Raw genomic sequence first — 22,158 nt, 5'->3', positions numbered from 1 at the left:
AGAATCCAACAAATATTTTATTCGCTAATAATCTTATGAACTAGTTTCTACATTTACTCGATGCCAAATACTCGTTTACCATTATTGAACGTAATTTCACAAAACTCATCTACATCGAGCCCTTTAAGGCTTGCAATTTCTTCTGCCACAAACTGAGTTTTACTTGGATCATTACGACGGCCTCTAAATGGTGGTGGTGTCAAATACGGTGAATCGGTTTCAATGAGGATTCGTTCTAATGGCACTTGTCTTGCCACTTCCTTAAGATTTGTAGACTTAGGAAATACTACAGGACCTGCAAAGGAAATATAAAAGCCCATTTTAATGGCTTCTTTTGCCATCTCCCAGCTACCAGAATAGCAATGGAAAATGCCCCAGTTATCCTTCCCTTCATTGCGCAAGATATTCATAATATCACCATGTGCATCGCGGTCATGGATAATAATCGGGAGATCTACTTCACGAGCAAGCTCTAACTGACGAATAAATACGCGTTTTTGTGTTTCACGGTCAGAAAAATCATAGTAATAATCTAGTCCAATTTCACCAATAGCACGTACCTTATCATTGTTAAGAGCTTGTTCCTTATAAAACTCGTAGTCTTCTTCTGTAAAGTCCTTTGATTCATGGGGATGAGTCCCTACAGCAGCATATAATCGATCATATTGTTTAGCCAAAGCTAAACCTGACTCAACAGTACCTCTGTCGACACCAGGAATCATAATATATTCTACACCTGTATCAAAACAGGCTTGTAACATCTCATCACGATCATTATCAAAGCGCTCATCATTCACATGAGCATGTGTATCAAAAAGTTTCATTATTTAACCACACTTCCTGCCGGTAATGATTCGATATTTGTTACCTCTAAATGTTCTTCCCAATCAGAGGCGGACAAAATCATACCATAAGACTCGATGCCCATCATCTTTTTAGGAGCCAAGTTAGACAAATAAATTACCTTTTTACCAACCATAGCCTCCGGTTCGTAATATTGAGAGATACCGCTTAACACTGTACGCTGTTCAATCCCGATATCCAATACAAATTTCAACAGTTTCTTAGACTTAGGCACTTTTTCACAGCTTATAACTTTAGCTACACGAAGATCGAGTTTCTCAAAGTCATCATAGGTAATATTTTCTTTTAATGGTGGAATATTAGATGTATCTACAGCTTCTTCGACTTCTTCTGTAACAACTACATCTACCATTTCAGGAACTTCAAAACGTGGATAGATAGGCTCACCTTTTACAACTTTAGTACCTGTTGCCAATAATCCCCAAGTTTTAGCATCTTCCAACGTAGCCGCTTCAAAACCTGTAAGCCCTAATTGTTCCCAGATTTTTGGAGCTCCTACAGGAATTACAGGGCTTACCAAGATGGCAATGATACGCAATGCCTCTGCCAAGTGATACATAGCAGATTGCAAGCGCACTTTATCATGAGCATCTTCAGATTTAGCCAATACCCAAGGCATTGTTTCATCAATGTATTTATTCATGCGACCAATAAAGGACCATACAATTTTGATAGCTTTATTAAGCTCCATATTTTCCATCGTCGCTTCAAAATCTTTTACAGTTTGAACGGCTAATGTAGATACATCACGATCTAAATCATCCATATCATCGCATTTTGTAATCACACCACCATGGTATTTTTCAATCATCGCAATAGTACGGTTTAATAAGTTACCTAAATCATTAGATAAATCTGCATTAATTTTTGTAACGAAGTTAGGTAACGTAAAGTTGCCGTCATTACCTAACGTAATCTCGCTTAATAAGTAATAACGCAAAGAATCTGCACCATATGTATCAATCAATGGGATTGGATCGATTACGTTCCCCAAGGATTTACTCATCTTTGTACCATCTACAATCATCCAACCGTGTCCAAATACCTTTTTTGGTAATGGCAACTCAAGGCTCATGAGCATCATAGGCCAAATAATAGTATGGAAACGTACGATTTCCTTACCTACTAAATGGAGATCTGCAGGCCAGTATTTTTTATATAGTTCACCATCACCATCAAATGGAGAGAGTGCACTAATATAGTTCACTAATGCATCGAACCAAACATATACTACATGTTTAGGATCAAATGGAACCTTGATTCCCCAATCAAAGGATGTACGAGACACTGCCAAGTCTTCTAGACCTTGCTTTACAAATTGAATCATCTCATTACGCCGAGATTCAGGCTGAATAAAGTCAGGATTCTCTTCAATAAACTTAAGCCATTGATCCGTATATTTACCGAGTTTGAAGAAATAACTTTCCTCTTTAACACGCTCTACAGGGCGACCGCAATCCGGACAAGTATGATTAGGTCCTAGCTTCTGCTCTGTCCAAAAAGTTTCGTCTGGTGTACAATACCAGCCTTCATATTCGGCTTTGTAAATATCGCCCTTTTCATAAGCTTTTGTAAATAACTCTTGAACAACCTTTTCATGACGTTCATCAGTAGTCCGAATAAAATCGTCATTGGAAATATGCATTTTTTCCCACAATGCTTTAAAACCATTTACAATATTTGTAGTATATTCAAGAGGAGTAATGCCTTGTGCTTCTGCAGCACGTTGGATTTTTTGGCCATGTTCATCTGAACCAGTCAAAAAACGTACATCATAACCAGCCAATCGTTTAAAACGTGCGATTGTATCGGCTACAGATGTACAATACGTATGACCAATGTGCAACTTAGCACTTGGATAATAAATAGGTGTCGTAATATAATACGTTTTCTTTGTGTCTCCCATGATGAGCCTCCTTCTAACCTTCGAATGGGAAGGTTTAACGTTCTACAATATTATATACATCCCGGCGGGAAACGTTAAAACGCTTTGCCACCTGGCGAATAGCTTCTTTTTTAGGTACCCCAGTATCTACAAGGGCTTGCACAGCATCTTCATAAGATACTGGTTCATCCAACACTCCACTAGTATCGGACTCCACTGTGTCAGCACCGCTTACGATGAGGACGAATTCACCTTTATAGGTGAGCTGTTCTAAATCCTTTACAAGGCTTTCCAGATCCGTGCGTACAAAGGTTTCAAACTTCTTCGTCAATTCCCTTGCCACCACAATGGAACGATTGCCAAAGGCTTCATACATATCTTGTAACACCTCTTGCAATCGATGTGGTGCTTCATAAAACAGCAAGGTTCCCATCACTTGTGAAAGTCGTTGTAATTCTTCAACCCGATGTTTACCCCGTTTAGGTAAGAACCCTGCAAAGGTAAAGGATTTAGTATCTAAACCTGATGCAATAAGCGCTGTTAACGCTGCATTAGCACCTGGCAAAGGTACTACAGTTATGCCTTCTTCAATAGCCTTTGTTACAAGGTCTGCCCCTGGATCAGAAATAGCAGGCATGCCTGCATCACTGACACAAGCTACCGACTGTCCTTCTAATAAGAGACCTATAATATAGGCCCCCTTCTCCTCCTTATTATGTTCATGATAAGAAATCAAAGGCTTTTTAATATCAAAATGTTTTAACAATATGCCCGTATGACGCGTATCCTCAGCCGCGATAGCATCTACCTCACCCAAAATACGAACAGATCGATACGTCATATCTTCTAAATTACCAATCGGTGTAGGCACCAAATATAAGGTGCCCCATTCATTATCGTTCATACCAAGAGGACACCTCCTTCGTGTACACATTCGTTTTTTTGTAAACGATGAGTGGTGGCTCAAGTACAAGACCTGCCTGACCTTGAAAAATAGACTCTATCAAAACTAATTTTGCTGGTTTATCTAGCATACCATAAACAAACCGAATTCGTTTTGCTTGAAAGTTAAACCTTTCTAGTTCATGTAATACATATTGCAACCGACTAGCACTATAAATCATCCACAAGCGACCTTTACATTTAATAAAGGACTGTACCGCTTTCAGAACATCACATAAAGTTGTATGTCCATCATGAAGTGCTAAATTACGCTCTTCAGATGTAGGCTTTGCACCGCTTTCACAATCATAAAAAGGGGGATTAACAATAACACCATCAAAAGGCTTATCTTGTATATCGCGATATGTCATATGCCGATAATCACCACATAACATATTTACCACATCTTGTTTACGATTATGTTCTACGCTACGCTTAGCCAACTCAACGAGAGTTTCATTAATTTCTATACCTGTAATATGACCTGCCCCTAATGACGTACCTATAAGCGGCATAACCCCTGTCCCAGTTCCAAGATCAACATAGCTATGACGACCATTAAAACGACAAAAATGAATGAGTGCTATAGCATCAAATGAAAAGCGAAACATATCAGAACGCTGGTAAATCTGTAAGCCATCGATAATTAAATCATCAAGTCGTTCTTGATCATTCATCAGGCAATGCCACCTCGGACCATTTTAAATCGATAGTACGACCCGCTTCAAGCTGTACCTTTACAGTATGTTTGTGATGATTTACCTTTAAAACTTTACCAACACCTTCGTCAGTAACAACATCCTTTCCAATACCTGGAGGAGCTACCTCTTGTGGAACTTGTGGACGTTCCTTTTTTACATAAAGATCGCCACCTTTTTTATATAAATCATCTTCGTAGTTAAGACAACACATCAATCGACCACATACACCAGAAATTTTCGTAGGATTTAAACTCAAATTTTGATCCTTTGCCATGCGAATCGATACAGGCGTAAAGTCACCTAAGAAATTTGAACAACACAAAGATCGACCACAAGCACCAATACCATTTAGTACTTTAGCCTCATCACGGACACCCACTTGGCGTAACTCGATGCGTGTTCTAAATATAGTTGCCAAATCTTTAACAAGCTCACGGAAATCGATACGACCATCCGCAGTAAAGAAGAATATAATCTTATTCATATCGAATGTATATTCCACATTGATGAGTTTCATCGGTAACTTGCGTTTTTCAATTTTTTCGAGACAAATTTCAAAGGCTTTTTCTTCGCGCTCTTTATTCTTCTCGATTTGTTTTAAATCTTTGGATGTTGCCTGTCTAATAACAGGTTTAACAGGGGCAACAACAGAATCTTCGAAAACCTCTTTCGGTCCAATCACAACCGTGCCGTATTCTACACCACGAGCTGTTTCAACGATAACTCCATCCCCAACGGATAGTTCTAATTGTTCAGGCTGAAAATAATAAATCTTTCCCGCCTTTTTAAAGCGTACGCCAACTATGGTTAGCATTTAATCCTCCTCCCGAGCATCATGAAGGGCGATACAGAGACCGTCCACCACGAGAGCGGTTTTTATATGTAAGCGCAAAGCCCGTTCTGCTTGCAATGTTTCGGTAATAACCTCTGACAATACTTGCATGGACCAGCGCGGTAATAATCGTAATAATTGAGTCTTGTACATAGGCACTTGTAATTGCGTGTCTTGAGCCCCCATTTTAAGAGCCATCATATCTCTACTTATAAGGCGTAACCAGTGCATCAATTCCGTTAGATTTTCACGAGATAAGCTTTCACAAGCTAAGGAAATCATAGAAAACCATCGTGTTTCAAAAGCTAATATGTCCATCACCTTAACGGCTAACTCTAGCATTTCAATGCGACCTTGTGTCGCCAGTTTTTCCACCAATTGTGGATTACCATGACCAGCTAATAAAGCCTGTTCTATATCACCGGTAATTCCACGCGCTACAAGAACGGTGCGAATCGTATCTACATCAACACTGTTAAAACCAACTCCCATACATCTAGAAATGATGGTAGGCAATACGGTGTTAATCTTGTTCGTAATAATGATGAAGTACACCTGTTCAGGTGGCTCTTCAATGGTTTTTAGCATAGCATTTGCCATAACTGCATTGGCTGTGTGAAAGTCCTCCACAATGACAACGCGGTTCCCATTGCCCGCCACAGACAGATGATCTTGTAATAATGAATACCACTGCTCTACCTTTAAGGTTGTTTTCATAGGGCGAATCCAAAAGGCATCACCCTTATCCATATAGATAGGTAATCCTTCGGCTTCGATACGTTTTTCCGTATCCCCATTTGCTAAACGGGCTTCCTTAACCTCTGCTAAATAAGATTCCCCCTTAGGTTGAGAGAATACTTGACGTCCTAGTAATAAAGACGTTAGGCCTATGGCCATATCTAGCTTGCCAAGACCAGATTCGCCATAAAACAAGAGACTATGAGGTAATGCATTACGACTTACAAGTTCAGATAGGTGTGCCTTAATCGAATCTTGACCAATTATAGAATCAAAATATGTCATAGCGCCTCCTATCAATACATGCTCAATATTAATATTATATAGGAAAAAGGCGACTTTTAAAAGAGTCGCCTTTTTCTAAGGTAGTAGATTTTCTACTACACTATATACATCATTATGAATTTCTTCAATAGTACGCAACGTATACTGACTAGACTTAGCTTTATCCACACAAGGTATGCGGTGCCATTGATAACGCTTTACTAATTCTTCATACGCATCGTGAACGGCTACTAAATATGTATGATTCCCTTCGTGAATATCACCAGTATTGCCCCCAGTTTTACCAGTACGCTCAGCCATAAGGGCTTCGCTCACTTCAAGAGGCATATCCAAAAGGCATACCGCATCAGGTTTAGGCAAGCCAAATTTTTGGAACTCAAAATCTTCAAGCCAATCTAAAAATGCAGTCCGTTCTTTCGAATCGTCATATTTTACCATTTGGTGTACCATGTTTGATGTGGTGTAACGATCTGCAATGATGATGCCACCATTTTTATAAAACTGTTCCCAATCAGTTCTAAAGGAAGCAAATCGATCGATGGCGTACATGGAGCTTGCCACATAAGGATTTACATCATGTACATCTTTACCAAATTCACCGGCTAAATACATTTTAATAGGCATAGCGGCGCCGCTATCATAGTTTGGAAAGCTCACAGACTTAACGGCATGCCCTTCTTTGGTCAAGCGCTCTACTAAGAGTTTAGTTTGTGTAGCCTTGCCGCTGCCGTCTCCGCCTTCTAATATAATCAAAGTCCCCATAATTACTCCTGTAACACCCAAATTGTTTCCAATGTCATATCATCAGCCCCATTCGGTACATAACCTAGAGCCTTGCGATTCTCTATATATTGTAACACAGAGTCACTAATCTCTTCACCTACTGCTACACATGGAATACCTGGTGGATAATAAGCAATGGTCTCCCCTGCAATGCGATGAAGTGCTTCTTTTAAAGGTACTTGCTCACGATTTGCATACATAGCATTACGAGGGGTTACGCGCACAATAGGCGCTGGCAGCAGCGCAGAATCTTTACTAATGTCTTGCAATTGCTCTTCCTCTGTATTATTAAATTCTTTAAATGTACGTAAAACCTTTTCACTTACAGCTTGTACAGCCTTAATAAGAGCAGTTACAGACTCTTTTGTATCACCTATGGTAATGAGCACTAGCACATGATGAGCTTGTACTAACTCCACCTCAATATGATGTTCTCGTAACATCCGTTCAAAAGCAACACCTGTGAGCCCTAATTCTTTAGCATCAATCAGCACCTTAGTACAATCATAATTTATTACCCGCTCTTGAATATCTGTGTATTCCATAGTAGCAATACCAGAAATTTTATTGAGTTCCTCACGTAAGTACACACTCAACTCTACTGCACGACTTACTAAATCATTACCTGCTGTGGCTAATTGATGGCGCGCCATATCTAAGGAAGCAAGGAAAATATAGTTTGGACTCGTACTTTGTAGCATTTGATGCATTTGCGTAATACGCCGCTTATCAATTTTTTTACCTTGCCCTAATAGCCAAGATGTTTGTGTCAAAGAGCCAACAGATTTATGTGTGCTTTGAGCCACCAAATCTGCTCCAGCCTCTATAGCTTCTATAGGTAAACTTTCAGAGAACGGCAAATGAGGACCATGAGCTTCATCAACAAGTACAATAAGTCCCCGCTTATGAGCTTCTTTTACAATATTAACAATATCTACCCCTATGCCATAATAGTTTGGATATACCAAAAGAATTGCCTTTGCCTCAGGATGTGCCTCCATTGTTTTGATTGCATTTACTAGGGATACACCTAGGGGAATACCCCAGCGTTCATCAAAATTACAGTCCATATATACTGGTTTGGCCCCAGATAAGACAAGACCACTAATGACAGATCGATGTGCCTCACGAGGAATGATAATGGTTTCATCAGGGCCTACAGTGCCCATGATCATGGCTTCAATCAAAGCTGTAGTGCCATTAATTGAAAACCAACAGTACTCAGCACCATATAGTTCAGCCGTTAAATCTTGCGCTTCTTTTAATTCCCGTTCAGGTTCATGTAAATCATCTAAAGCATACATAACACCTAAGTCATAGGGTAACGCTGGCCCCATCCAATTCTTTAATAGTTGAGGTGCTTCAACGCCTATCTTATGACCTGGCGTATGAAAGGGCACGAAATGTTGTTCTTTATATGATTCTAAAGCCTCTACAAAAGGCATTTTTTCTTGATTACTCATATGTACCTCGTAAAAAGGGCATGAATCTCAATGAGACTCATGCCCTTATGCATGTATTTATCGCTGTGGACGACGTTTAGGATTGAATTGATTCATGCCTTTATCAATGCCTACCTCTAGGGTGCCTAATACGGCTTTTACCGTATCCTTAATACCTTTTTGTACCTTCTCTTGCGACTCTTCACTAAATGGTGCTAAAACGTGATCAATGACAGTCCATTGTGGTAACGGACGTCCAATTCCCACGCGGAATCGAGGAAAATTTTCTGTTCCTATATGGGAAATTAAGGATTTAATCCCATTATGTCCACCCGAACTACCATTTGGTCGAATACGCAACTTACCTATAGGTAAATCCATGTCATCATAGATACAATACACATCAGATGGATCAATTTTGTAGTACCGCATTAACGGTCCTACAGACTCACCACTTAGATTCATAAATGTTTGCGGCTTTACAAGCAATACTTTTTCACCATCTACGGTAATACTGCATACCTCAGCACGTTGCTCCTCTCTCCAAGGCGTGTGAGGGGCACTATCGGCAATGGCATCAATAACCATAAATCCAATATTATGTTTTGTCTTTTCGTATTGCTTGCCGGGGTTACCGAGGCCTACTACTAATTTCAAAAATCACCTATTATTTATCAAATAAATTACTTACAGACACTTCATGGAAGATACGCATAATTGCTTCACCCAACAATGGAGCTACGGATAATTGCGTAATATTTGGTAAGTTGCAATTTTCCGGCAATGGAATAGTATTAGTAACGATAAGTTCCTTAATATTGGAATTTGCAATTCGTTCACTTGCCGGATCTGTCAACACTGCATGTGTAACAGCGGCGGTAACGGATTTAGCACCGAATTCTTCTAATGCTTTAGCACCTTCAACCAAGGATCCAGCCGTATCTACGATATCATCGATAATAATACAGTTTTTACCTGCCACATCACCAATGAGATTCATAACTTTAGCCACACCTGGTTCAGGGCGTTTTTTCTCAATGATTGCAATCGGTGCACCAATGCGGTCAGCCAAATCACGAGCTCTTGTAACACCTCCAAGGTCAGGAGATACAACGATAACATCTTCCATATTTTTTTCATTGATATATTTAGCTAAAATAGATGCGCCGAACAAATGATCTACAGGCACATCAAAGAAACCTTGAATTTGGCCTGCATGCAAATCAATTGTTACAAGACGTGTAATACCTGCCGTTTGCATCAAATTAGCTACTAACTTAGCTGTAATGGGCTCACGACCGCGAGTCTTACGGTCTTGGCGAGCATAGCCATAGTAAGGAACTACTGCAGTGATATGACGTGCAGAAGCGCGTTTTAATGCGTCAGCCATAACCATGAGTTCCATTAAATTATCATTTACAGGATAGCTAGTTGGTTGAATGATAAATACATCTTTGCCACGTACGCTTTCATCAATCATTATTTGCACTTCGCCATTATTAAAACGACCTACAAATGCTTCACCTAAAGGCAACCCTAAATAATCACAAATTTCCTTTGCCAATGCAGGATTTGCATTACCTGTGAAAATCTTGAGTTTTTTGCCGTCTTCAAATGCCATTTTGTTACCCTTTCATTTGCTCCTATACTGGTTACTTATCCATAATCTATACATTACAGATACACACTATTGCCTTTTTATTGTATACTATTTTGACCTAATTGTGTTAAAAAATATGAGATTTTTTTTATTTCTTTTTGAAAGTATCCTCTGTTACCCAATTTTCTTTCACAATCTGCTTACTGCGACCTACAGCCAAGGCCTTATCTGGTACGTTTTTAGTAATAGTAGAGCCCGCACCTACATAGCTATAATTACCTATTGTTACGGGAGCAACTAAGTTACTATTACAACCAACAAATGCGCCATCACCAATAGTCGTACGATGCTTAACTTTCCCATCATAATTTACGGTAATAGTGCCACAGCCAATATTAACACCAGCCCCTACATCACTGTCGCCGATATAGGAGAGATGTGGGAACTTAGTACCTTCCCCAACATTAGAGTTTTTAACTTCTACAAAGTTACCTACATGAACCTTGTTACCTAAAACTGTATTTGGACGCAAATGGACATATGGACCTACATCTACACCGTCTTTTACTTCACAGTCATGACCATATGTGAAGTGAATAATCGTATCATTACCAACTTTTACATTCGTCAAACGAGTATGTGGTCCAATTTCACAACGTTCACCAATCACGGTGTCACCTTCAAGGATTGTACCAGGATGTAAAATGGTATCCGCTCCTACGGTTACCTCTGGAGCTACATAAGTGTTATCTGGGTCAATAATTGTTACCCCTGCAGTCATTAACTCAACATTTTTACGATGTTTTAATATAGCTTCAGCCTCTGCTAATTGCAAACGTGAGTTTACACCTAAAGATTCTTCAAAATCCTTAGTCATGTATGCACTTACCTTGTCGCCACCATTTACGAGAATACCAACTACATCAGTAATATACAATTCACCTTGGGCATTATCATCAGATAATTGATCTAAGCAAGGCCATAATTTTTTACTATCAAAAGCGTACATACCTGTATTTACTTCTTGAACCGCTAATTCTTCAGGTTTACCATCTTTCTGTTCTACGATACGAACTACAGAACCCGCTTCATTGCGAATGATACGTCCATAACCAGTTGGATCGGGCATATGAGCAGTTAAAATTGTAGCTGCTGCACCAGAATTTTTATGTTCTTCTAAAAGTGCTTCTAAGCTTTCTTTTGTAACTAGAGGAGTATCACCGCATAACAATAAGATTGTACCATCATAATCACCAAGTACTGGTTGAGCCATCTTAACTGCATGACCTGTACCATTTTGTTCTTCTTGACGAACAAATTCAGCGCGCTCCCCCAAGTAATTTTGTACTGCATCGCCGCCAAATCCAACGATAACAACATCGCGATTTGTACCAATGGATTGAACCGTTTCAAGAACGCTTTCTACCATCGCCTTACCGCCAACCTTGTGCAATACTTTTGGTAACTTAGACTTCATACGCGTGCCCTTACCAGCAGCTAAAATAAGGCTTGCAATATTCATAGTAATCTCCTATCTGTTATCTGTTATCTCTTATATCTCTAAACCATTTTAAATATTATTATTTACGTCATTATTTAGCCCATAGGTCAATACTCAATATAAACCATTATATCAGCCTATAATCTTCCTAATATTAATGATTTACTCTGTATCTAACACAGGCTCTATACTAATTTTCTTTGTATTTTCATCGATACCATAAAAAGTAAATAGTGATTCATAATCATCGATCAACTTCGGACTTGGTTCAGCTGTAGCTACAAGAACACCTGTGCCAACAACGACCCCACTCATTTCAAGAACTAATTCTTTAAGCCCCTTAGCGGTACCGCCAGCTTTCATAAAATCATCGATAATTAACACTTTCGCATTTGGAGGAATTGCCCGTTTAGTTAGAGTCATAGTTTGAATGCGCCCAGAGGAACCTGTTACATAATTGATACTAATAGCAGAACCTTCTGTTACCTTACTATCACGTCTAGCAATAACAAGTGGTTTATTGAAAGCTCTCGCTACCATTACAGCCAAAGGAATCCCCTTTGTTTCTACAGTCAAAATATAGTCTGGTTCACGGTCCACGAAACGAGTCATAATAATCTCACCCAGACGTGTCATTACGTGCCAATCATATAAGATATCAGACATATAAATAAAACCACCTGGAATGATGCGATCTGGCTCCATTAAACGAGCTTGCACATCGCGTAGAATATCGTTCGCTTGTGCGCCCTTGCGATGCGGAATAAATCGTACCCCACCAGCTACACCGGCCACCGTTTCTAAGGTCCCCAGTTGAAAGTGTTCCATAGACTGCCTTACACATGTTAAATCTTCACTAACCGTTGATTTAGCCATGCCAAAAAAGTCGCAAAAGTAATTTAAAGGAATCAATTTTTGCGGTGAATCAACTAACAGTTTCGTCATTGCCACCATTCGTTCTACACGCCGTACTTTATCCATAGATTTTCCTTTACCATTCATATTATAACTATTGATTACACTCATCACTTCAAAATCATGAGTCATCACTTAATATATCTATTATTTATTATACCATAATCTCCGAATATTCGAGGTTTTGAATACATTATAATTCGGTAAAAGAAAAACTCTCTAGCATTTTATACAAGAATATGATTTTAGTCTATAAACCTATCATATAGTTATATAAAGCTAGAGAGTCATCATTATAAAATATAAACCTTTACAGATTGACGTCCAAACTGCAATGCTTCTGCACGAGAATCAAAAGCTAAATCAATGCGATGCCCTTTAATAGCACCACCTACATCGTCAGCTACAGCATAACCATATCCTTCAATGTATAATCTCGTACCTAATGGAATTAATTTTGGATCTACAGATACAATTCCTTTCTTCAAGCGACTACCTGTAGCCGTATAATTTCCATTTCCAGGATCTTGAGCAGAATAAGCACTAGCCTGCATAGTTAACACTCGAGAGTATTTATTCGGCACACCATCATGACTTAATGCTGTACCATGACCACCATATCGAGTCTCCATCTTTTCTAAAGCATTCATTGTTGCAGGACCAACTCGCCCATCGACAGCGAGTCCCTTTGACTTTTGAAATTTTCGTACGGCCTGTTCTGTATTATGACCGTAAATGCCATCTATAGAATCATGTAAAAAACCTTGATTCTTTAACATGGTTTGCACCTTACTAACGTGATGCCCTCGTTGCCCCCGATCAATAGTTTTTGCTAATGATACAGAGGATACCATTACAATCATACAAACAAGCGTACATGCAATAATTATTTTTTTTATCATATATACCTCACCTTACATTAAGTAGTATACTATATAGGTTTAAATAATCTATAAACCATAGATGTACTATTAATATCAAAAATGCATATATATTAAGCGCTAAATAGCAATGTTCATCTTAAAGACGTATTACATATATACCATATAAATATAAGATATCAATGAAAAATCTCCATCATATCTTGATAGAGACTCCACTTAGTTTATCTAAGTTTAAAAGCCTCACCAGTCAACAATGGAGATTTAAGAATTTTATTTGATTTTAGCAGTTATGATATACACCAATATGACATTCTTTTCGATTTGCCCCAACAATTCTTAAGAAGATATAGCCGTATATTGCCGAAATTAATGAACCAAGGATTACTCCACCTTTTGCCATTTCTTGAGCATGACCTGGATCAAATGCCAAGATAGATACGAAGATACTCATTGTAAAGCCAATACCACATACAATAGCAGTACCATATACATGCTTCCAATTAGCTTCCGTTGGCATTGGTACAAGACCACATTTCACCATTGCAAATACAGCGCCAAAAATACCTAATTGTTTCCCTATAATAAGACCTAATGCAACCCCAAGTACTACAGGATGCGTCAAATCATTTATAGATACGTTACGTAAATCTACGCCGGCATTGAAGAAGGCAAATATTGGCACAATTAAGAAACTAACCCAGTTAGATAATAAGTGTTCCCAATGTTGCATCGGACGAACATACTTACGACCGCGCTTACCTTTTGAAGGAATTGTCATAGCCAAGATTACACCAGCCATAGTTGCATGTAGACCAGATTTTAATACACAATACCAAAGGATAAAACCAAGGATGATATATGGTAGAGGTCGTACATAACCTTGCTTATTACAGTAGATTAATGCACCTACAACTACGGCAGCCATACCTAAATACATGATTTGGATACTTGATGCATAAAAAATGGCAATTACGATGATAGCCATTAAATCATCTATGACGGCAAGGGCTGTTAAGAATACTTTCATCGAATTCGGCACTCTAGATCCTAATGCAGATATGATACCGATAGAAAATGCAATATCAGTAGCAGTCGGTATCGCCCAACCATGAATATATTCAGGATGAAAACCTGCAATTAAGTAGTATATAAAAGCAGGTGTTAAAACACCAAACAATGCAGCAATACCAGGCATTACACGCTTAGCATTAGTATTAAGTTCACCTGCTACTAATTCTCGCTTAACTTCTAGACCTACAAATAGGAAAAAGATTGCCATTAATGCATCATTAACCCATTCTAAAATCGTTAGATTTCCTATATGGTGATTAACGATATGGAAGTATTGTTCAGATGATGGAGAGTTCGCTAAAATTAAAGCGAGTACTGTTGCTCCTAGCAATACAGACGTAGCTGCACCTGGAGAACGTAAGAAGACAAAAATGCGTTCCATTTGAATCCTTTCTATACTTTCAAAAAGATTATATTATTAAATTTTACCACGCATCTTGCGTATTTGGTAAGCAATAATTAGAACAATCGCACCTAGCAAACCTGCCATGATAGATCCTATAAAAATACCTACCTTAGCCATTTCTTGAGTTATACCAGGCGGGAAAGCCAATGTAGCAACAAAGAGGCTCATAGTAAAGCCAATACCACACAGAATTGCGGTACCGTAAATTTCAGGCCACGTTGTATTTGTAGGCATCTTAATCGCCTTAGATTCAACTAAAATATATACGGCAGAGAATATGCCTAATTGCTTACCTAAAATTAAACCTAATGAAACACCTATAATCACTGGATGGAATAAGTTTTCCATAGAGAAATCAGCAAAAGATACACCAGCATTCAAGAAACTAAATAGTGGAATAATAAAGAAGTTTACCCAATTTTTTAAAGCATGAGCCCACTCCTCCATCGGATATACTACTTTATCCAAAACTTTACCATCCAAAACTTTACCTTTAAATGGAATCGTCATGGCTAGTACAACACCAGCAATAGTAGCATGAACACCGGATTTTAAAACAAGATACCAAAGAACTAGACCAAGTACACAATACGGTAATGGTCGTAAATAGCCTTGCTTATTAGTATATACCAATAGACCTGTTACCGCAGCTGCAGCTATTAAATCCATAAAATTGACGCCTGCTCCATAAAAGAGAGCAATAACCACTATAGCAATTAAATCATCAATAACAGCTAAAGCAGCTAAGAAGGCTTTCATCGCTGAAGATACCATATTCCCAAGCATTGTAATAACGCCTATAGCAAATGCGATATCTGTAGCAGTTGGAATCCCCCAACCATGTCTAAACTCTGGCATATACCCAGCGGCAAAGTAATATACTATAGCTGGAGTAAAAACACCCGCAAATGCAGCTAATACAGGAAGTACTCGTTTTTGTTTAGTATCTAGCTCGCCAGAAATCATTTCCTTCTTAATCTCTATACCAACATATAGGAAAAATAACGCCATTAATGCGTCATTTACCCATTCTAATATGGTCATAGGACCAAGATGTATTTGCATAGTAGCAAAGTACTGATCAGCCATTGGTGAATTAGCAACGAGCACACCTAAAATAGCCGCGGACAGGAGCGATATCCCACCTGCAGACTCTGATTGGAAAAATGCTTTTATATAATTCATAGTAACTACCACTTAATCAATCATAATATAAATACAGGTTTAATACATAAAAAACCTAGTTGATATATATTATTATATCATTTTAGTTCGAAATCAATCAATAAACTAATGATGAGGCAGGCTGATTAGATACATGAAGAATATAATAACTTAATGATTAAATCCTCTAATTAAAGAAATAAAAAATACTACTAGAGGAATAGTTAAACAAATACCTGCTATAGTATTTGTAACTGGATTGGACCAAAGTGGCATAATAAATCCAAGTAATACTAAGGTACCACAACAGATTGGTGTACGCCAAACATGTTTTATCTCAACCGATACTTTAGATTCTGTAGCACTAGCTCTGCCAAATTTCTTTTTAATAGTCATAATAATACCAGTCAAAATGCCTACAATAAGAACAATATCCCAGATGGCCCATAATATTTTAAGAGCCATCGTATTATGATTATGAATATGGAGATTAATCATTGTAGTCATGCCCGTAAAATACCAGGGGATATTTTTTGTAGAATACATATCCTTAGTAGAATCAGTATATAAATTAGCATAGACTGGTTGGCCCAAGAACATAGCTGGATCATCATCATTTGCAGCACCTAAATAAAATGCATAATGATGATTATTAAATTTAGATGGATAATCTATAGATATAAGCTGACGATCTGGGTATGCTTTCATAATTCGAGAGATAGCTTCAGATGGCTGTAAAATGTCAGATTGACCAACTGAAAGTTCTTGCTTTGCAGTGTGTAGTACATCTGCATTATAGCTGTCATTAGCAATAAAAAATCCACCTACCCATACACCTGTAATGCATAATATGAATCCCCATACAGTGGCAACCATAGCAAATTCTCGATGTAATGTACTTAATTTCATATAGTTAGACAATACAGTAGATTTTGCAAAGCTTTTACGAAATGGACCATATAAAAAAATACCAGAAATAATAGATAAACTACATATAAAAGATAAAATCGTTACAATATAAATTCCTGTTTTGCCAAGATCTAATCGAGTATGTAATTGATGAAGCGTATGTAACACACTTCGAACCCAAGGATGCGTAGGCGTTTCATGATGCGTAGTAATAAGCCCCTTTGTTTCAGGATTATATAATGCATAATCCCCTCCCATCCCCATACGCGCTGGAGGCGCTACAGTTGCGGAAGAATCAATAATACGATACCGTAAAATATGTGTAGCCCCCATAGCTGGAGAAATATTTAAAATATCCTTAGACGGATATTTTTCTTTCACTAATAGGGCACCTTCATCAGCATAATTAAAAATAGACATTTCTTGTTGGCTCATCGCCATTGATAACGAGGAATGATGTGACCCTCCTTGAGCCCATGCATTTAATTCAGTTCTGAACATAAGGACAAGACCTGTAATACAGAACATTAAGAAAAATAGCACAGAAACTATAGATAACCATTTATGAATTTTATAAATTTTTGACATACATATGCCTCCTTTCTCATTATTTTATACATCAATTCTTATATCAATACAATACAGCAACCACTATGGGTATAGAGTATATAAACAAGCTCTACTTGAATGTATATATTATAGTATGATACAATATGTACATCATGCGGGCGTAGTTCATTGGTAGAATGCGAGCTTCCCAAGCTTGAGAGGAGGGTTCGATTCCCTTCGCCCGCTCCATATATAAAACAACTGTGATATATTATATATCACGGCTATTATTATGTATAATAATATAAAAATCATATATTTGTTTGTATATTTAATACAAGGAGTTAAACATGAAATTAAGTGCAAGAAATCAATTAAAAGGTACTATCGTTGAGATTCAAGAAGGCGCTGTAAACGCAATCGTAAAAATCAATGTAGGTAATGATAACATCGTTACTGCTGATATTACAGTTCAATCTGTTAAAGAATTGGGCTTAGCAGTTGGCAAAGAAGCTGTCGCTGTTATCAAATCCACTAGCGTAATGGTTGGTGTAGAATAATAATTTAGAGTCGCTTCGGCGGCTCTTTTTTTGTATATAGTTAATTTTGTATTAAATGGGTATAAATAAATTCTGTAAACTATTTTAAATTAGATTATATGGCTTTATATATGCTTTTATATAGTTGATATAAAAGAAGTTATATATCCATATAATTGATTCAACTCAACTAGTTTACGGTTCGGTAACATTGGCACGTTGTGCCGCGTTACCATAAAGATATAGTTTGCGTCCTACCAATAGCCGCAACTTCCTATCAATCCTCACTGTGGATTTCCCTTCACTGCTTTGCAGCTCGGTAAATCTTACGTTCGGAAGAAAGTGATGCAGTGAATCTGTCGTCGTTTCACTCCTCCATCTTCTACTGCCCTACTTTTCCCACTCCGTCTGTATTGATAAATACACATAGACGATACTTCTACAACCTTGGCTGGAGACGGTTCTAGCAAGGTTAGCTAGTCGAAGACTAGCAAAAAGAAAAGGCCTACCATTCGGTAGACCTTTTCTTTTCGTTAATCAGCAGCTTCCTATCCTCCCAGGCCGTCTCCAGCCAAGTACTTTCGGCGTTTATGAGCTTAACTACTGTGTTCGAGATGGGAACAGGTGGATCCTCATAGCCATCGCCACTGAATCTGTCAGAGTTTGTACTCTGAAAACCACATAGAAGTATATATATTTGTTGCACATTCTGCTTAATGTTTTGTTATATGTTGCGTCCCATACTCAAAGTACACGTCTAGAGGATTGCGTCGAAGCCTGTGGATTTCACATCGTGAAATCTTACGTTTCGACGTAAGCGACTCCACGCAACTTGTGCGTCGCGTTGCTCCTTCAAGTTGGTTACGCTGCTTAAGTAAAGCCCTCGATCGATTAGTACCAGTCAGCTCCAAACCTCACGGCTCTTCCACACCTGGCCTATCTACCATGTCGTCTACATGGGATCTTACTAGCTTATGCTATGAGAAACCTCATCTCAAGGCTGGTTTCACGCTTAGATGCTTTCAGCGTTTATCCGTCCCGAACGTAGCTACCCAACTGTACCCTTGGCAGGATAATTGGTACACCAGCGGTTCGTCCACTCCGGTCCTCTCGTACTAGGAGCAGCCCCCTTCAAGTTTCTTGCGCCCGCGATGGATAGGGACCGAACTGTCTCACGACGTTCTGAACCCAGCTCACGTACCACTTTAATCGGCGAACAGCCGAACCCTTGGGACCTACTTCAGCCCCAGGATGTGATGAGCCGACATCGAGGTGCCAAACCTCCCCGTCGATATGGACTCTTGGGAGAGATTAGCCTGTTATCCCCAGGGTAGCTTTTATCCGTTGAGCGATGGCCCTTCCACTCGGCACCACCGGATCACTAAGCCCGACTTTCGTCCCTGCTCGACCTGTCCGTCTCGCAGTCAAGCTCCCTTCTGCCTTTACACTCTTCGAGCGATTTCCGTCCGCTCTGAGGGAACCTTTGGGCGCCTCCGTTACTCTTTTGGAGGCGACCGCCCCAGTCAAACTGCCCGCCTAAGACTGTCCGGCCGGTCGTTACTCGGCCCGTTAGAAATCAATTAATGAAAGGGTGGTATCCCAACAGCGACTCCCCTAAAACTAGCGTCCTAGGTTCTACGTCTCCCACCTATCCTGTACATTCATTAACTAAGTTCAATCTTAGGTTGCAGTAAAGCTCCATGGGGTCTTTCTGTCCAGTCGCGGGTAACCTGCATCTTCACAGGTACTTCAATTTCACCGGGTCCCTCGTTGAGACAGTGCGCAAGTCGTTACACCTTTCGTGCGGGTCGGAACTTACCCGACAAGGAATTTCGCTACCTTAGGACCGTTATAGTTACGGCCGCCGTTTACTGGGGCTTCAATTCAGAGCTTCGACCGAAGTCTAACCCCTCCTCTTAACCTTCCAGCACCGGGCAGGTGTCAGCACCTATACATCAGCTTTCGCTTTAGCAGGCACCTGTGTTTGTGGTAAACAGTCGCTTGCGCCTCTCTTGTGCCACTCATTCATGCTCCAAGCGTTGCTGCTCTTCACACTACATGAGTCCTCCTTTTCCCGAAGTTACGGAGGCATTTTGCCGAGTTCCTTAACGAGGGTTTTCCCGCGCACCTTAGGATTCTCTCCCCGCCTACCTGTGTCGGTTTTGGTACGGGCGATGTGTCTCTACCTAGAAGCTTTTCTCGACAGTGTAGGATCAATCACTTCGCGACTATTGCTAGTCACTCGTCATCACATCTCAGCTTTTAGAACTACGGATTTGCCTATAGCTCAACCTACCTGCTTAAACACGCTCTTCCAATCGCGTGCTGACCTACCTTACTGTGTCACTCCATCGATCAAACGATTCACACCGGTACAGGAATTTCAACCTGTTGTCCATCGCCTACGCTTTTCCGCCTCGGCTTAGGTCCCGACTTACCCTGAGACGACGATCGTTGCTCAGGAACCCTTAGGCTTTCGGTGGAATGGATTCTCACCATTCTTTTCGCTACTCATACCGACATTCTCACTTCTCATCAGTCCACAACTCCTTACGGTACTGCTTCAGCCCGATGAGAACGCTCCCCTACCCATATACATTGCTGCATATGACACGACTTCGGTTTTACACTTTAGCCCCGGACATTTTCGGCGCAGAGTCTCTCGACCAGTGAGCTATTACGCACTCTTTAAATGGTGGCTGCTTCTAAGCCAACATCCTGGTTGTTTTGGAAATTCCACATCCTTCGCCACTTAGTGTAACATTAGGGACCTTAGTCGGTGTTCTGGGCTGTTTCCCTCTTGACAATGGACCTTATCATTCACTGTCTGACTCCCGAGTATAAGTATAGCCATTCGTAGTTTGACTAGGTTCGGTAACCGGTATGGCCCCTAGCCCGATCAGTGCTCTACCGCCTATACTCTCTACCTCGAGGCTAGCCCTAAAGCTATTTCGGGGAGAACCAGCTATCTCCGTGTTCGATTGGCATTTCACCCCTATCCACAACTCATCCCAAAGCTTTTCAACGCTCACGAGTTCGGTCCTCCACACAATTTTACCTGTGCTTCAACCTGGCCATGGATAGATCACTACGGTTTCGGGTCTACTATTACTAACTGAACGCCCTGTTCAGACTCGCTTTCGCTGCGGCTCCATGTTTTCCACTTAACCTCGCTAGCAACAGTAACTCGTCGGTTCATTCTTCAATAGGCACGCCGTCGTCCTGATATATATACAGACTTCGACTGTTTGTAGACATACGGTTTCAGGTTCTCTTTCACTCCCCGCCAGGGGTTCTTTTCACCTTTCCCTCACGGTACTATGCGCTATCGGTCGATATCAGTATTTTGGCTTGGAGGGTGGTCCCCCCTGCTTCCCACAAGGTTTCACGTGTCTCGTGGTACTCTGGATACAGTCCCATGTATGCAAGGTTTCGATTACAGGGCTTTCACCTTCTGCGGCTGAGCTTTCCAGCTCCATTCTTCTACCTCATTTACATTTGATGACTGTCCTCAACCCCGGTGCGGTTGCCCGCTCCGGTTTGGCCTCTTTCCCGTTCGCTCGCCGCTACTAAGAAAATCTCGTTTGATTACTGTTCCTCCGGGTAATTAGATGTTTCAGTTCCCCGGGTGCCCTCCTCATAGTCTATGCTATGGGTGACAGTGCATAACCACTGCCGGGTTCCCCCATTCGGATATCTACGGGTCACAGGTTGCTTGCACCTCTCCGTAGCTTATCGCAGCTTACCGCGTCCTTCTTCGGCTGATATCGCCAAGGCATCCACCGTACGCCCTTATTATCTTTACTTATTTTGCGTTATCATTTGCGCCTATCGTCGTCGCCTCACGCTCGATTTTGCCTTACGTACAATAGTACGCGGCGGCTTCATCTCGCTCAGGCTCCTAGATATGCATCAAATGCTAACGAAAATCTCATGATTGAATACATGAGAGATAATATTGACATGCATTAGATACATTGTCGTTTTTTGTAGCCGTACATTTTACATGTACGTCACCATTAAGTCAGAGAATTATTTCCTATGTGCTCGGGTCAACCTACTTAGAAATTCTAAGAGATGACCTTACAAATATATATAATTATCTTCTATGCAGTTTTCAAAGAACAAACAATTCATATATTTCGCGT

The 22,158-nt window shown here is 39.9% G+C and carries 17 protein-coding genes, 1 tRNA gene and 2 rRNA genes; 2 read left to right on the top strand and 18 right to left on the bottom strand.

Annotated elements, in window-relative coordinates; all coding sequences use genetic code 11:
- Nucleotides 1-53: 53 nt before the first annotated feature.
- From VPAR_RS03135 to VPAR_RS03060, 16 genes are all read right to left on the bottom strand, one after another.
- Nucleotides 54-824 (bottom strand): TatD family hydrolase, encoded by a 771-nt coding sequence (locus VPAR_RS03135; RefSeq protein WP_012864134.1) that lies wholly within the window; start codon nt 822-824, stop codon nt 54-56.
- Nucleotides 824-2,770: a methionine--tRNA ligase gene (gene metG / locus VPAR_RS03130; RefSeq protein WP_012864133.1), complete on the bottom strand. Its 1,947-nt coding sequence runs from the start codon at nt 2,768-2,770 to the stop codon at nt 824-826. Before metG ends, VPAR_RS03135 begins: the two co-directional genes overlap by 1 nt.
- Before the next feature lie 34 nt (nt 2,771-2,804).
- Nucleotides 2,805-3,653, bottom strand: coding sequence for a 16S rRNA (cytidine(1402)-2'-O)-methyltransferase (gene rsmI / locus VPAR_RS03125; protein ID WP_012864132.1), 849 nt, complete (start codon nt 3,651-3,653; stop codon nt 2,805-2,807).
- A complete protein-coding gene (locus tag VPAR_RS03120) occupies nt 3,643-4,368 on the bottom strand; it encodes a tRNA1(Val) (adenine(37)-N6)-methyltransferase (RefSeq protein WP_012864131.1) in 726 nt (241 codons plus the stop codon). Before VPAR_RS03120 ends, rsmI begins: the two co-directional genes overlap by 11 nt.
- A complete protein-coding gene (locus VPAR_RS03115) occupies nt 4,361-5,206 on the bottom strand; it encodes a PSP1 domain-containing protein (protein ID WP_012864130.1) in 846 nt (281 codons plus the stop codon). The genes VPAR_RS03120 and VPAR_RS03115 overlap by 8 nt, the downstream gene beginning before the upstream one ends.
- A complete protein-coding gene (locus VPAR_RS03110; RefSeq protein ID WP_012864129.1) occupies nt 5,207-6,247 on the bottom strand; it encodes a DNA polymerase III subunit in 1,041 nt (346 codons plus the stop codon). It lies immediately after the preceding gene.
- A gap of 75 nt (nt 6,248-6,322) precedes the next feature.
- Nucleotides 6,323-7,009 carry a dTMP kinase gene (locus VPAR_RS03105; RefSeq protein WP_012864128.1) on the bottom strand — a complete coding sequence of 229 codons (687 nt, stop codon included), beginning with the start codon at nt 7,007-7,009 and terminating at the stop codon, nt 6,323-6,325.
- A 2-nt stretch (nt 7,010-7,011) separates the two neighbouring features.
- Entirely contained in the window at nt 7,012-8,493 is a 1,482-nt protein-coding gene (locus VPAR_RS03100; protein WP_012864127.1) for an aminotransferase class I/II-fold pyridoxal phosphate-dependent enzyme, read from the bottom strand.
- A gap of 57 nt (nt 8,494-8,550) precedes the next feature.
- On the bottom strand, nt 8,551-9,129 hold the full coding sequence (gene pth / locus VPAR_RS03095) for an aminoacyl-tRNA hydrolase (RefSeq protein ID WP_012864126.1): 579 nt from the start codon (nt 9,127-9,129) through the stop codon (nt 8,551-8,553).
- Between the two features lie 10 nt (nt 9,130-9,139).
- Entirely contained in the window at nt 9,140-10,093 is a 954-nt protein-coding gene (locus VPAR_RS03090) for a ribose-phosphate diphosphokinase (RefSeq protein WP_004693255.1), read from the bottom strand.
- 127 nt (nt 10,094-10,220) lie between these two features.
- Nucleotides 10,221-11,594 (bottom strand): bifunctional UDP-N-acetylglucosamine diphosphorylase/glucosamine-1-phosphate N-acetyltransferase GlmU, encoded by a 1,374-nt coding sequence (gene glmU, locus VPAR_RS03085; RefSeq protein ID WP_012864125.1) that lies wholly within the window; start codon nt 11,592-11,594, stop codon nt 10,221-10,223.
- 141 nt (nt 11,595-11,735) lie between these two features.
- Nucleotides 11,736-12,554, bottom strand: a complete 819-nt coding sequence (gene purR, locus VPAR_RS03080; protein ID WP_012864124.1) for a pur operon repressor — start codon at nt 12,552-12,554, stop codon at nt 11,736-11,738.
- A 227-nt stretch (nt 12,555-12,781) separates the two neighbouring features.
- A complete protein-coding gene (locus VPAR_RS03075) occupies nt 12,782-13,390 on the bottom strand; it encodes a peptidoglycan-binding protein (protein WP_012864123.1) in 609 nt (202 codons plus the stop codon).
- Between the two features lie 262 nt (nt 13,391-13,652).
- Nucleotides 13,653-14,825: a Na+/H+ antiporter NhaA gene (gene nhaA / locus VPAR_RS03070; protein ID WP_012864122.1), complete on the bottom strand. Its 1,173-nt coding sequence runs from the start codon at nt 14,823-14,825 to the stop codon at nt 13,653-13,655.
- A gap of 36 nt (nt 14,826-14,861) precedes the next feature.
- A complete protein-coding gene (nhaA, locus tag VPAR_RS03065; RefSeq protein ID WP_012864121.1) occupies nt 14,862-16,034 on the bottom strand; it encodes a Na+/H+ antiporter NhaA in 1,173 nt (390 codons plus the stop codon).
- Between the two features lie 150 nt (nt 16,035-16,184).
- Nucleotides 16,185-17,510: a PepSY-associated TM helix domain-containing protein gene (locus VPAR_RS03060; RefSeq protein WP_012864120.1), complete on the bottom strand. Its 1,326-nt coding sequence runs from the start codon at nt 17,508-17,510 to the stop codon at nt 16,185-16,187.
- A gap of 136 nt (nt 17,511-17,646) precedes the next feature.
- On the opposite strand from VPAR_RS03060, the gene VPAR_RS03055 reads away from it, so the two are divergent.
- Nucleotides 17,647-17,720, top strand: a tRNA-Gly gene (locus tag VPAR_RS03055).
- A gap of 101 nt (nt 17,721-17,821) precedes the next feature.
- Nucleotides 17,822-18,031 (top strand): TOBE domain-containing protein, encoded by a 210-nt coding sequence (locus VPAR_RS03050; RefSeq protein ID WP_012864119.1) that lies wholly within the window; start codon nt 17,822-17,824, stop codon nt 18,029-18,031.
- Between the two features lie 514 nt (nt 18,032-18,545).
- Here VPAR_RS03050 and rrf read toward each other — a convergent pair.
- Both rrf and VPAR_RS03040 read right to left on the bottom strand, forming a co-directional pair.
- Nucleotides 18,546-18,662: ribosomal RNA gene (gene rrf, locus VPAR_RS03045) — 5S ribosomal RNA — on the bottom strand.
- 219 nt (nt 18,663-18,881) lie between these two features.
- Nucleotides 18,882-21,816 (bottom strand): 23S ribosomal RNA (locus VPAR_RS03040).
- Between the last annotated feature and the right edge of the window lie 342 nt (nt 21,817-22,158).

The organism is Veillonella parvula DSM 2008, assembly GCF_000024945.1.
Classification (GTDB): Bacteria; Bacillota; Negativicutes; order Veillonellales; family Veillonellaceae; genus Veillonella; species Veillonella parvula.
The sequence above is the reverse complement of the archived record's forward strand: the minus strand, read 5'-3'. Positions and strand labels throughout refer to the sequence as shown.